At 45.8% G+C, this 13,657-nt stretch carries 9 protein-coding genes; 3 read left to right on the top strand and 6 right to left on the bottom strand.

Going from position 1 to position 13,657, the window contains the following annotated elements; all coding sequences use genetic code 11:
* Positions 1–9 precede the first annotated feature (9 nt).
* The 6 genes from RH88_RS11650 to mnmL form a co-directional block, all read right to left on the bottom strand.
* Positions 10–261 carry a hypothetical protein gene (locus RH88_RS11650; protein ID WP_005596119.1) on the bottom strand — a complete coding sequence of 84 codons (252 nt, stop codon included), beginning with the start codon at positions 259–261 and terminating at the stop codon, positions 10–12.
* 114 nt (positions 262–375) lie between these two features.
* Positions 376–498 (bottom strand): hypothetical protein, encoded by a 123-nt coding sequence (locus RH88_RS24020; RefSeq protein ID WP_005596118.1) that lies wholly within the window; start codon positions 496–498, stop codon positions 376–378.
* Between the two features lie 310 nt (positions 499–808).
* On the bottom strand, positions 809–1,255 hold the full coding sequence (locus RH88_RS11645; protein WP_005596117.1) for a hypothetical protein: 447 nt from the start codon (positions 1,253–1,255) through the stop codon (positions 809–811).
* 53 nt (positions 1,256–1,308) lie between these two features.
* Complete coding sequence (gene arcB / locus RH88_RS11640) at positions 1,309–3,654, bottom strand: aerobic respiration two-component sensor histidine kinase ArcB (RefSeq protein ID WP_005596116.1); 2,346 nt, start codon at positions 3,652–3,654, stop codon at positions 1,309–1,311.
* A gap of 80 nt (positions 3,655–3,734) precedes the next feature.
* Positions 3,735–5,483, bottom strand: a complete 1,749-nt coding sequence (locus RH88_RS11635) for a sensor domain-containing diguanylate cyclase (RefSeq protein ID WP_005596115.1) — start codon at positions 5,481–5,483, stop codon at positions 3,735–3,737.
* Positions 5,484–5,554: 71 nt separating this feature from the next.
* On the bottom strand, positions 5,555–6,484 hold the full coding sequence (gene mnmL / locus RH88_RS11630; RefSeq protein WP_005596114.1) for a tRNA modification radical SAM protein MnmL/YtqA: 930 nt from the start codon (positions 6,482–6,484) through the stop codon (positions 5,555–5,557).
* 534 nt (positions 6,485–7,018) lie between these two features.
* Here mnmL and gltB point away from each other — a divergent pair.
* The 3 genes from gltB to RH88_RS11615 all read left to right on the top strand — a co-directional run bounded on the left by gltB (position 7,019) and on the right by RH88_RS11615 (position 13,643).
* Positions 7,019–11,566, top strand: a complete 4,548-nt coding sequence (gene gltB, locus RH88_RS11625) for a glutamate synthase large subunit (protein ID WP_005596112.1) — start codon at positions 7,019–7,021, stop codon at positions 11,564–11,566.
* The gene (locus tag RH88_RS11620) at positions 11,566–13,035 is read left to right on the top strand and encodes a glutamate synthase subunit beta (RefSeq protein ID WP_005596110.1); all 1,470 of its coding nucleotides are present in this window, start codon (positions 11,566–11,568) and stop codon (positions 13,033–13,035) included. The genes gltB and RH88_RS11620 overlap by 1 nt, the downstream gene beginning before the upstream one ends.
* A gap of 173 nt (positions 13,036–13,208) precedes the next feature.
* Positions 13,209–13,643 (top strand): DUF1499 domain-containing protein, encoded by a 435-nt coding sequence (locus tag RH88_RS11615; RefSeq protein ID WP_005596108.1) that lies wholly within the window; start codon positions 13,209–13,211, stop codon positions 13,641–13,643.
* The last annotated feature ends 14 nt before the right edge of the window (positions 13,644–13,657 follow it).

Below are 13,657 nucleotides of genomic sequence, written 5' to 3'. Positions count from 1 at the left end.
CCCCTTTGCTTACGTCGTTATTCGAGCCGTTAAGACACGACGAAGATGACGGATGCGACGTTCGGCTTTGACCTGAGGCGCCTCACTGCGGCCGATTGGACGACCATCTAGATCAAGGCCAATATCACGCAGTAGATGCTCATTGTGCCATGGGATTTCATAGGCACTACGACGCACTTTACGCTTCCAAGCTCGCTCTTCACGACGTAAATCGGCTTTGACTAACACAGTGGCCAGTTTTAGATAGATAGAATGACTCATGGTTTTTCTCCCGTTGGGTATTTTGCTGGGAAAAAGGCCACAAATTAAAAATAGGATATTTGACTATTTAATCAGCTGCCTTGTTTCCGCAGCCAATTAATATTGGTGTACGGATTATTGTTTTGCTTGTTTCGATTTTCGATCACAACACGTGGTCGCCATTGGCGAAAAACCATTCGGTTTACACATGGGATCAATAGAGGCACAAACGGTTTGAATGACATTGAAATGGTTCATTGTGCGCCTCCTAGCAAAGTAATAATCCAATAAATTTGAGGGTATGAGCCTGCAGCTCATGGTTAAATTTTATGCAGATAAGAATAATATTCAACCACCAATTGTTAAAAAAATGAAAAACAATTTTTTAAACTAAAATAAAGTCTTTCTATGTTAAGTGCATAAGATATTCCTCTTAGAAATAACACTCACCCCGTAGATTTGTTTTGTACACAAAAAAACCAGCTCTGATGAACTGGCTTTATTTTCAATTAGTTAACTATACGGCGTTTAGTAAAAACCGTCACCGTACAGACTACCTTACTCAATGCTAGTAAACGGTGTCGATTACAACCCCTTTCTCAACCAGCCATTCAACATGCTCATCATTGTTAAGCATTACAGCAACATCAACCGGCTGTTCAGGGTTAAAAGCGAATTGCCATACAAATGACACTTCCCACTGGTTTTCGCTGTGACTGCGTAGCTCAAGTAAATCACCATCAATCAACCACGTTTCATCACCTTGACGCAAAGAAATGCTTTCCACGTCAAGCTCGGCGGGCAAAGTAGTACTCGTTTCCAAAACCAGCGCACCATGCAATGCTTGCTCTTGCATCTCACCAATGGTCGGCATTTTATTCAGCCAAAGACTACTGGTTAAATGAACTTTTGCCTGATTTATCTCGATTTGATTGTCTTGATCCCAACCAACTTGCGGTGAAGAGCACCCGGCTAACAAAGCTATGCCCAGCGAAATTACAGCTATTTTTTTCATTTGTTCACCTTCAGTTTTATGATCACAGCAGCGATGGTTTCTTACCTTACCACTCAACGTTCACTTAACCACTGTTTAAGTATTTGAATATCATTCTGATACTCGTTCTTTATTTCTTCAACCCAGTCATCAATATTTTGCCACCAGGTTGGGTGCTCCGGTGATTGCGCTTTTTGTGCAACTTTCTGGATATGCTTCAAGCCTATAGAGCCTGCCGCTCCTTTGATTTTGTGCGCTTCAGAAACAATGCCATCTTGATCTTTGGCGGTCATATTCGAGTCAAGCAGCTCAATATAATCCGGCATCATATCTTCAAACATAGCGACGCTTTCGAAAACCGGCTTGGTTCCAACAATGCCGATGTAAGAATCCAACATTTCAAGATCGAGCAAACGCTGATAAACCTCATCGTTAACAGGCGGCTTTTCAACCACTGCCGTGACTAATGGTGCAGGGTTTTCAAACTCTGGAGTCATCATCGCAATCACCTCTTGGACCGCCGAGACAGACAATGGCTTGCTTATCGCTTCATCCATACCCTTCTCGTAATATTCTTCTTTGTTCTTAAGTACGTTAGCGGTCAGCGCCACCAGCGGCGGCACGATATCGTAGTTATCACGATAGTAAGCAGCAACATCGAAACCGGTCATATCTGGCAACTGAATATCCAAGAACACCAGATCATACAAATCAGGGTCAAAGTTATCGATCGCTTCTTGTCCGGTCATTGCCACCGTCACACTGTGGCCCATGCTTTCCAACAATGAGCGCGCGACCGTAATGTTCAGTTCAATGTCTTCGACCATAAAGATATTTAGTTGATGCTGAGCAGGCTCAACATCCACCACTTTGATTTCATCACTACTGGCTAGCGGCACTCGAAGGGTTACCGTGAAAGTACTACCAAAGCCTTCTTCACTGCTGACCGAAATATCACCATCCATCTTCTTGATCAGTTGTTTTGATACTGCCAGACCGATACCCGTTCCCACCGCATGAAGATTATCTTTGCCCGACTTCACTTGGTAATACATAGCGAAGATTTTAGATAGCTCTTGCTCTGGAATACCAACACCAGAATCTTCAACTTCTAAAGTCAGATGTGCAAAATCTTCATCGCAATCAGCACTGACAGACAACACCACGCCGCCTTCTTTGGTAAATTTCATCGCATTGCTGATTAAGTTCCACAGCACTTGGCGCAAACGGGTGGCATCCACATTGATTGCCACAGGCAGGTCACTCAATCTTTCCAAGTCAAAGCGTAAGCCTTTTTGCTCAGCCATCAGCGCTGCAATGCTTTCAATTTCAACGATAAACTCATCAAAGTTAAGTGCCGCTGGGTACAGCTCCAGTTTGCGGCGATCAAACTTATCCATATCGATAATATCGTTAAAGATACTGCCTAGCGTCACCGCACTGACATTGATGGTTTGCATGTGTTTGCGCTGTACATCCGTCATTGGGGTATCAAGTAACATGCGACTCAAACCGACAATACCGTTCAGCGGCGTGCGTAATTCATGGCTAATAGTGGAAATAAACGTCGTCTTATCGCGACTGGCTTTTTCTAACGACTCTTGATGACGCTTGCGCTCGGTAATATCACGACCAAAACCGACCAAGCCTAAGTGACGACCATCTTTGCTGTAGAAGGGAACTTTACGTAACTCAAAGTAATTTTTATGGCCATCTGGGTATTCCAACCATTGCTCATAAGTGAGTGCTTGATTGTTCTTAAAGACCGCTTCATCCGTTTCAACAATGTGTTGGGCATCTTCTTTGCTGTACACATCCCACGGCGTCAAGCCCACTAACTGTGACTCTTTCATCCCTGTCAGTTCTTCTAGAGCTCGGTTACAACCGGAGAAAACCCCTTCCGCGTTACGGTAATAGATTAAGTCTGGTGATGCATCAATGAAAGAACGCAACAATGCCGTACGCTCTGCCAATTCAACTTGGGTACGCTCACGTTGATAGACTTCATTCTCGAGATCTTTCATCGCTTCTTCACGTGCCTCTTCGGCTTTTTGACGCTCTTCAATCTCTTGATTTAACTGGGTGATATTGTGTTGCAGTTGGTTATTTAACTCTTGATCTCGAGAACGCATATCTTTTAGTTTTGAGACCACTTTTGATAAACGCTGGCGTGATTCTTCCAATTGATCAACCACCACCGAGAGAAAATAGACAGCCCAAGGCGTGATGAGTAAACCAAAGAAGACCGAACGAACAATATCGATATCATCGACATGACCACTCAACACTAAGGTAATGCCAACCTGCACCACGACGGCCAATGCGACAAGGGCAAGTGCGAGTAAAATAGAGAAACGCAAAATGCCCAGTTTGACTAACAAATCAACATAATACTGGGCAAGGTTTTTGATGGTATTCATTCAGCGCTCCGGCGACAATCTTAGCTAGATCTTACCTGTTTTGCCTGAAATCGGCTAAAGATTCCATTGGCTCGCGGAGCTTAATTTTCGGATGTGTGATGTACACAAGTTTGATTACGACCATTGGCTTTGGCTTGATAGAGTGCGCTATCAGCCAGTGCCACCATTGATTCGGCATCATCTTGAGGATGAGGTTTGAGCGAAATAAGACCGATACTGACCGTAATATGCGATGCTACTCGTGAGTTTTGGTGCGGAATCGCCAACCTTTCCACTTCAGCATGGATGCGCTGTGCCAGCAACTCAGCGCCTTCTGCTGTGGTATTTGGCAAGATAAAACCGAATTCCTCGCCCCCATAACGAGCAACACAATCACTAGAGCGCGAAGCCACACGACGAAAAGATTGCGCCACCGCAATCAGGGCTTCATCGCCTTTTTGGTGGCCATAATGATCGTTGTAACCTTTGAAGTCATCGATGTCACACATCATCACTGTTAATGGCTGTTTTTCACGTACGTGCAAATGCCACAGAGTATCCAGTTGCTCATCAAAACGTCGACGGTTAGATATTTGCGTTAAGCCATCAATAAAACTCAAACGCTCTAGCTCTTGATTGACAGCTTCCAATTTTTGTTCCGCTAAGTAACGCTCTGAGACATCACGCGCCATTACCAATACGCCGTTCGTGCCCGAGGCAGGATCGCGAAATGGGGATTTCACCACGTCATACCAAGTAATCTCGCCATTACTGTGGAATACTTGATCGATGTAGCGTAACGAAATGCCTTCGCTTAGCACTTTTTGATCACTTTCCGATAGACGGCCATACGCGTCATCAGCAATCACGTCTTGTAAGCGCTTGCCGATCAAATCATCGACATCAGAGATACCCAGACCTTTTACAAACGGCTTATTACACGCTTGGTAAACCATATTCTCATTAAAGATGCCGATAGAGTCCGGGCTAGATTCTAGAATATTTTGTAAAATCGTATCACGTTGGGCCAGTGCCACTTCAGTATCTTTACGCTTTTCCATTTCATCACGTAGATTCTGCTGCATGTTATGCCAATCGGTCACATCATGGCTGATACCAAGCATGCCTAATGGCTTGCCTTGATCCGACATTAAGATACTTTGGTGGCTTTCCAACAAACAGCTGCGCCCTTGTGGGTCAACGGTCCAACGACGGTTCGACGCTCGCCCTTTCATCATGCCGCCGATCGCACGATAGCCTTCTTCAGCGCGCTCCCCCCAGAAACGATCAAAAGCGCGGTTACTCACCACCGAGTCATCTTGTTTTTTGATAAAGATAAGTTCAGACAAACTATCAAAAGCACTTTTCACCATCGTCAGCGACTGCATCTCAGCCATCACTTCAACGGCACTGGATTTATAAGGTGTGACATACAATAACCACACCATACGACCACGGTAACGTGTTTGACGCCCAGTAATTTCCACTTTGATGGTTTTGCTAGCAGAGACAGCCCAGTCGAGTTGATAGCCAGCAAAGCCACTACCAGAGAATTGCTTGATGAGCTTGAGAATAAAAGCTGAAGATAAAAGTTCGGGTAATAAATAGGAGCGACCAACACGTCGAACTCCCAGCACTTGGGTGGCAAACGCATTGGAAAGCAGTAACGCGCCCGATTTGGCATCCACTAACAGCAGTGGCGTGGGCGCATCTTGAATTAATGTTTTTAATTGCTGATTAAAACGAAAATAGAGGCGAGCTATCAACGCGAACACAATCATCACGATCAGCACTTCAAATCCATGGAAATGAAATGTATTGGATAGCTGTTCGATGGTCTGTTCTATCATAACCCTCTATCTTTCTAAACGAATTTAACGCGCTAAAAGATACCAGCTTATGTGCACTTAGTCTCGGATAATCAAGGTTTAACGTATTGGAAAGGTCGCTCGAGTAATGAACCTTGAGCACCGTCGCGATTTAATGCACGACCGATCTCAGTCATTGCGAGCCAACGATTCTCACACCATAGTGGCGACAGCAACGTTGGACGACGAGCTGCGGAAGAGACGCGATGAAAGACCACTTCCGGAGGTGTCATGCGGATCATTTCACTGGCAATCGCGACATATTCTTCCAGCTCTGGCGCTTCTAATCGCCCTGCTCGCCATGCTTTCGCCATGGTGCTGCCTTCAACAATATGTAGCCCATGCAGCTTGATTCCGTCCGTTCCCACCGCTAATACTTTCTCTAACGTTTGCACGTTATCATCACGGGTTTCTTTCGGTAAGCCGACAATCAGGTGAGTACATACTTTAATGCCAAGGGCTCGTGCTCGCTGAGTGATTTCTGCATAGCATTCAAAATCATGGCCTCGGTTAATATGCTTTAAGGTTTGGTTGTTTGCGGTTTGCAAGCCCAACTCAAGCCAGATTTCATAGCCTTGTTCCACGTAACCAGACAAAAGATCCAACACAGCATCAGGCACGCAGTCAGGACGAGTCCCCACACACAAGCCAACGATATCCGCCGCCTTTAAAGCCTCTTCATACATATTCTTCAGCACTTGCACTTCACCGTAGGTACTGGTGTAGGCTTGGAAATAAGCGAGGTATTTTTTGGCACGGCTAATTTCACCGGCGCGATCAGTTAATTGCTCGACAATAGTTTTAACTTGCGTCTGCTCATCAGCAAAAGAAGCCACATTGCAAAATGTGCAGCCACCTTTACCTATAGTGCCATCTCGATTTGGACAGCTAAAGCCGCCATGAAGGGTGAGCTTATGGACTTTTTCACCATAACGACGCTGAAGATCTTGGCCGATGGTATTAACTAATTCGTGTAATTGCATCTTATTTAAATACTAATGATTATCATTCTGTTTAGTGTAATTTGATTACACCTTTGAAACCTTTTTTTAGCACCTGCGATCTAACCATATTTATTAATTTGATCCCTATCACAAATCAATAAACATGCAGAAACACGTGCTTCACACTAAGAATTAGTCAAAAAACAAACATAAAATCTATTTATTGCGCGAAAAAACTGCGCAACAGTGCGGAGTTTTGATTGATTTTTAGGCCTAGTAAATTGTAGGATACTTACAGGTTTTACTTGCTCGGCGTAAGCCAATTAAAAAACTAACTGCAAGAAAATCGGTGATAGACAGATCCCACCTATATAAATCACTACTTTAGTGATGCAGTAAATTGGATATCACCAAGGATTGTCTTTCTCGCAACATTTTTCCTGTGAGAAGAAGAAGAAGGGAATCAAACTTGAACAACCTCGTTCAGGTGCGAATCAAATTATAAAAGGAAGTGACGTGCGATTAAGTTCGCTTAATAGAAGTGCGTCCAAATTAGATTGGAAGGATGTATCTATGGTAGATAGAGAGCAGAGCGCACGAGGTCTGTATACTCCTGAACTGGAGCACGACGCTTGTGGTATCGGTTTTGTCGCTCACCTAAAAAACCGTAAATCTCACGAAGTTGTTACTCAAGCTCTTGATATGCTGGCACGTATGGAACACCGTGGCGGCCAAGGCTGCGATCCATGCAGTGGCGATGGCGCAGGTATTCTACTTCAGAAGCCTCATGAATTTCTGTTAGAAGAAGCCGTTAAGCTTGGTATCAAGCTGCCTTCTTTTGAAAAGTACGGCGTTGGTGTGGTTCTTTTCCCGAAAGACCAACACAAACGCGAGCAATGTCGCGACATTTTAGAACGTAATGCTAAACGTTTAGATCTTGAAGTGATTGGCTACCGCGTGTTGCCAACCGACAACTCAATGATTGGTGCAGATCCACTCAGCACTGAACCTCAATTCGAACATGTATTTGTTACTGGCGGCCCAGGTGTGACACCTGAAGAGCTTGAGCGTAAGCTTTATGTACTGCGTAACTACACCGTACGTGTTTGTTTAGAAAGCGTATCGAACATTGGTGATGACTTTTACATCAACTCAATGTCGTACAAAACGCTTGTCTACAAAGGCCAGTTGACCACAGAGCAAGTCCCTCAATACTTCTTGGATTTACAAAATCCGACCATGGTAACGGCATTAGCGCTGGTTCACTCACGCTTCTCAACCAACACCTTCCCTCGCTGGCGCCTAGCGCAGCCTTTCCGTTACATTGCCCACAACGGTGAAATCAACACTGTACGCGGTAACTTGAACTGGATGAAGGCTCGTGAAGCGATCATCGAATCGGATCTGTTTACCCAAGCAGAAATCGACATGCTACTGCCTATCTGTCAGGAAGGTAGCTCGGATTCATCTAACTTTGATATGGCACTTGAGCTCCTAGTTCTTTCTGGTCGTAGCCTGCCACATGCATTGATGATGATGATCCCGGAAGCATGGCAAGAAAACAAAAACATGGATCCAACACGTCGTGCATTTTATCAATACCATGCCAACGTAATGGAACCATGGGATGGCCCTGCATCAGTCTGTTTCACCGATGGTGTGCAAGTTGGTGCGACGCTTGACCGTAACGGTCTACGCCCTTCTCGCTACACAGTCACTAAAGATGATTTCCTTGTGATGGCATCAGAGTCTGGTGTCGTAGATATTGCTCCTGAGAACGTTGAGTTCCGTGGTCGTCTACAACCAGGTCGTATATTCGTTGCTGACCTTGAGCAAGGCCGTATCATTTCTGATGAAGAAGTGAAAGACGGTATCGCAAACTCACAGCCATATGAAAAATGGGTTGAAGAAAATCTACTGAGCCTGAAGAAGCTGCCTGACGCGAGCAATGAATTTAGCCAGCCATCGCCAGAAAAACTGCTGCACAAACAGCAATCATTCGGTGTGAGCTCAGAAGAAGTGAATGAGATCATTCTGCCTCTTGCGAAAACAGGCTACGAGCCACTTTCGGCAATGGGTGCCGACTGGCCTTTGGCGATTCTTTCACACCAATCTCAGCACCTTTCTAACTACTTTAAGCAGTTATTTGCTCAGGTAACCAACCCACCAATCGACCCAATTCGTGAGCGTATGGTGATGTCTCTGAACACTTACTTAGGTAAAGATCAGAACCTGCTAGCAGAAACCCCGCAGCACTGTCAGAAAGTTGAGCTTGAATCTCCAGTTCTCTCTAACTCTGAGTTAGAAAAACTGCGCGCGATTGATAACGAGCACTTGCAAGCGAAGACATTGGATATCGTATTCCAAGCCAGTGAAGACGAAGGCAAGCTTGAGCGCGCGCTAAAACGTATCTGTCAGTACGCTGAAGACGCGGTGGTTGATGGTTACTCAATCATCTTACTAACGGACCGTGCGGTTAACTCTAACCACGCAGCGATTCCTGCCATGCTGGCTGTCGGCGCAGTTCACCACCACCTAATCCGTAAGGGATTACGTGCTAAGTGTGACATTGTGGTTGAAACTGGTGACGCACGTGAAACGCATCACTTTGCAACACTGGTCGGTTACGGCGCGAATGCCGTTAACCCATACCTTGTGATTGAAACCATTGTGGAGCTGCAACGCACTAAGAAACTTGATCCTACCATTTCAGCTAAAGAGTACTTCGATAACTACCGTAAAGGGGTTAACGGCGGCCTACTGAAAATCTTCTCGAAGATGGGGATTTCAACCCTACAGTCTTATCACGGCGCACAGATTTTCGAAGCGCTTGGTATTAGCAAATCTGTGGTTGATAAGTACTTCACCGGTACAGTAACGCGTATTGAAGGCTTGACGATCGATGACATCGCCAAAGAAGTTTTGGTTCGTCACCGCGTGGGTTACCCAATGCGTGAAATCCCAGTCCAAGTTTTGGATGTCGGTGGTGTCTACCAGTGGAAACAGCGTGGCGAAAAACACCTGTTTAACCCTGAAACTATTTCACTACTGCAAGAATCGACGCGTAACAAAGACTACGCTCAGTTTAAGCAATACGCCAAAGCGGTTGATGATCAAGGCGACAATGCAGCGACACTGCGTAGCCAACTTGATTTCATCAAAAACCCAGCGGGTTCAATCCCACTGGAAGAAGTAGAACCGATTGAAAACATCCTAAAACGCTTTGCAACGGGTGCAATGTCGTTTGGTTCGATTTCGCATGAAGCCCACTCAACCCTTGCGGTAGCAATGAACCGCATCGGCGCAAAATCAAACTCAGGCGAAGGCGGTGAAGATCCGGTTCGTTTTGAGCGTAAAGAAAACGGTGACTGGGAACGTTCAGCAATCAAACAAGTCGCATCAGGCCGTTTCGGCGTGACCTCTTACTACCTGACGAATGCTGATGAGCTACAAATTAAAATGGCTCAAGGTGCGAAACCAGGTGAAGGTGGTCAGCTACCGGGTGATAAAGTCGATGATTGGATCGGCGCAACACGTCACTCAACTCCAGGGGTGGGGCTGATCTCGCCACCACCACACCATGATATCTACTCAATCGAAGATTTGGCTCAGCTAATCTACGATTTGAAGAATGCTAACCGCGCAGGTCGCGTGAACGTCAAACTAGTATCAGAAGCGGGTGTTGGTACGATTGCTTCAGGTGTTGCGAAAGCTAAAGCTGACGTAGTACTGATTGCTGGTTTCGATGGCGGCACAGGGGCATCTCCAATGTCTTCGATTCGTCATACTGGTCTTCCTTGGGAGCTTGGTTTGGCGGAAACACACCAAACGCTGCTAAAGAACGGTCTACGTAACCGTATCGTTGTTCAATCAGACGGTCAGATGAAAACACCTCGTGACCTTGCTGTTGCAACACTTCTGGGTGCTGAAGAATGGGGCGTAGCAACCGCAGCGCTTGTGGTAGAAGGCTGTATCATGATGCGTAAGTGTCATAAGAATACTTGCCCTGTTGGTATCGCAACCCAAAACAAAACTCTGCGTGAGCGCTTTGATGGTCGCGTAGAAGACGTGGTTACCTTCTTCCAATACATGGCTGAAGGTCTACGTGAAGTGATGGCAGAACTTGGTTTCCGCTCTATTGATGAGATGGTCGGTCAGTCACAGAAACTGAAAGTTCGTGATGACATTGGCCACTGGAAATATAAGAACCTCGATCTATCGCCGGTGCTGCACATTGAGCCAGCACGTGCCGAAGACGGTGTTTATAACCAGACAGTACAAAACCATAACCTAGAAAACGTGTTAGACCGTCAGTTGATTCAAGCTGCCCTTCCAGCGCTTGAGAAAGGTGAAGCGGTTACGGCCGAATTCCCTATCATCAACACTGACCGTTCAGCAGGTACGATGCTATCGAATGAAATTTCGAAAGTGTACAAGGACCAAGGTCTACCTCAACCAATGAATGTGAAGTTCTACGGTTCTGCGGGTCAGTCTTTCGGTGCTTTCCTTGCTAAAGGCGTCAAGTTTGAAGTTGAAGGCGATGCCAACGACTACTGGGGTAAAGGTCTCTCTGGCGGTACGCTAGTTCTATACCCTGATGCGAAATCGACCATCGTCGCTGAAGATAATATCGTGGTAGGTAACGTTTGTTTCTACGGTGCAACTTCGGGTGAATCGTTCATCCGCGGTATGGCTGGTGAGCGTTTCTGTGTACGTAACTCAGGCGCAAAAGTCGTCGTTGAAGGTGTGGGCGACCACGGTTGTGAATACATGACTGGTGGTGTAGCAATCATTCTTGGCTCAACAGGTCGTAACTTTGCGGCAGGTATGAGTGGTGGTGTGGCTTATGTTTGGGATAAAGCAGGTGACTTCGAAACCAAGCTGAACCCTGAACTGGTCGACCTAGATCCTATCGAGCAAGAAGATAAAGATCTTCTACTGGATATGCTAACTAAGCATGTCGAATTCACAGGAAGTGAAGTTGCTCAATCTTTCCTAGACAACTTTGAAGCAAGCCTAGCCTCTTTGGTTAAGGTAATGCCGCGTGATTACAAAGCGGTGCTTCTTAAGCGTAAAGCGGAAGCAGAGCAAGCACAAACGGAAGAAGTGGAGGCAGTATAATGGGTAAGCCTACTGGATTTTTAGAGCATGGTCGTGAGCTTCCAAAGAAGCTCGACCCTTCAGTGCGAATTGAAGACAACAAAGAGTTCGTTCTTAACGAAGAGTTTGGTGACAAAATTAACACTCAGGCTTCTCGTTGTATGGACTGTGGTGTGCCGTTTTGTCATAACGGCTGCCCTATCGGTAACATCATTCCTGAATTTAATGATGCGGTTTACCGTGATAGCTGGGAAGAGGCTTGGAATATTCTAAGTTCAACCAACAACTTCCCTGAATTTACCGGTCGTGTTTGTCCTGCACCTTGTGAAAGTGCGTGTGTTCTTGGTATTAACCAAGATCCAATCACCATCTGTAATATCGAAAAAACCATCGTCGAAACCGCCTACCGTGAAGGTTACGCTAAGCCGAAAAAACCGCGTGTTCGCACGGGTAAGACAGTCGCGATCATTGGCTCAGGCCCTGCAGGCCTAGCGGCGGCAGAACAGCTTAATAGCGCTGGCCATTGCGTAACGGTATTTGAGCGTGATGAAAAAGTCGGTGGCCTACTGCGTTTCGGAATCCCTGATTTCAAACTGGGTATGGACGTCATTGATCGTAAAATCAACCTAATGGCGGATGCTGGCATTGAGTTCAAAGTTAACCAACACATTGGGGTTGACGTTAATGCACAGCAGTTACGCCAAGAGTTTGATGTGGTTCTTTTGACTGGTGGTTCAACCGTTCCTCGTGACCTTCCCGTTCCAGGACGTGAACTAAAAGGGGTGCATTTCGCGATGGACTTCCTTGGTCAAAACAATCGCCGTGCCAACGACATGGATCTAAAGGGTGAAGAAATCCACGCTAAAGATAAGCACGTTGTGGTTATCGGTGGTGGTGATACCGGTTCTGACTGTGTCGGTACTTCTAACCGTCATAAAGCAGCCAGCGTTACTCAGGTTGAGATCATGCCGATCCCACCAGAAAAGCGCCCTGCTAACATGCCTTGGCCTCAGTTCCCAATGATAATGAAAACCACCACTTCACATGAAGAAGGTTGTGAGCGTCATTGGAACATCCTGACCAAAGAATTTATTGGCAACGATAAAGGTGAAGTCACGGGTTTACGCATTGCCGATATCGTGTGGCAAGATGCGAAGCCTGGCGAACGCCCTGGTTTTGAAGAAGTGGCAAATTCTGAGCGTGTCATTCCTTGCGATATGGCTTTCTTAGCCATGGGCTTTTTGCACCCAGAACCAACCGGTGTGCTAGCGCAGCTTGACGTTAAGCTTGATGAACGCGGCAATGTAGCAACCAATGGTTTTGCAACGAGTCAGAAAGGCGTTTTTGCGGCAGGTGATATGCGCACAGGCCAATCTTTGGTCGTACGTTGTATCAATGAAGGTCGCGAATGTGCGATTGCCGTTGATAACCACCTAATGGGTAACTCAAACCTAGAAGCGAAAGCGAATTCATTAATGCTTTCTGCTTAATGCAACTCGGCGGGAGCTTACGCTCTCGCCAATCAGTTCCTTCAATCTATACCTTTGACCAGCCTCGTGCTGGTCTTTTTTATGCGCTAATTTGATTAGGCAATATTGAACGTTTTCGCCTATTTACCGTACTCTGCTACACTGAAACACTCATGAATTCAAAGACAAATAACATGAAAAAAATCGTATTCCTATTTGTTAGCAGTTTAGTCATGGCTGGTTGTAGCCATGGAGGAACAACCATGAAAAATAAAATAAACCAAGCTTGTGGTGATAAACCCAACTGTGTATCGACCTTAGATCAGCGTGAGAAGTTTCACATTGCCCCCTACCCACTAAAAGCAGGCGTAACCCTTGCTCATGTTGAACAAGTAGCTTTGAAGCTACCAGGAGCGAAAACAGCGGTGACTGAGGGCGATTACTTACGCATTGAGTGCACCAGCAAAATTATGCGTTTTGTCGATGATTTAGAGATACAGATTAAAGATGGCCAACTGATGGTCCGTTCTGAGTCACGCGTGGGTTATTCAGACTTTGGCGTCAACCGTAAGCGTGCTGAACAGCTAAGAAACTATCTTAATGACGCCGGTTTGCTTGGGGTAGAATAAAAGCGAGAAGCGAG

This window comes from Vibrio scophthalmi LMG 19158 (assembly GCF_000222585.1).
Lineage (GTDB): Bacteria > Pseudomonadota > Gammaproteobacteria > Enterobacterales > Vibrionaceae > Vibrio > Vibrio scophthalmi.
The sequence above is the reverse complement of the archived record's forward strand: the minus strand, read 5'-3'. Positions and strand labels throughout refer to the sequence as shown.

Coding starts and splice junctions, on each gene's coding strand:
- RH88_RS11650 (WP_005596119.1), bottom strand. CDS start 261: ATGAGTCATTCTATCTATCTAAAACTGGCCACTGTGTTAGTCAAAGCC.
- RH88_RS24020 (WP_005596118.1), bottom strand. CDS start 498: ATGAACCATTTCAATGTCATTCAAACCGTTTGTGCCTCTATTGATCCC.
- RH88_RS11645 (WP_005596117.1), bottom strand. CDS start 1,255: ATGAAAAAAATAGCTGTAATTTCGCTGGGCATAGCTTTGTTAGCCGGG.
- arcB (WP_005596116.1), bottom strand. CDS start 3,654: ATGAATACCATCAAAAACCTTGCCCAGTATTATGTTGATTTGTTAGTC.
- RH88_RS11635 (WP_005596115.1), bottom strand. CDS start 5,483: ATGATAGAACAGACCATCGAACAGCTATCCAATACATTTCATTTCCAT.
- mnmL (WP_005596114.1), bottom strand. CDS start 6,484: ATGCAATTACACGAATTAGTTAATACCATCGGCCAAGATCTTCAGCGT.
- gltB (WP_005596112.1), top strand. CDS start 7,019: ATGGTAGATAGAGAGCAGAGCGCACGAGGTCTGTATACTCCTGAACTG.
- RH88_RS11620 (WP_005596110.1), top strand. CDS start 11,566: ATGGGTAAGCCTACTGGATTTTTAGAGCATGGTCGTGAGCTTCCAAAG.
- RH88_RS11615 (WP_005596108.1), top strand. CDS start 13,209: ATGAAAAAAATCGTATTCCTATTTGTTAGCAGTTTAGTCATGGCTGGT.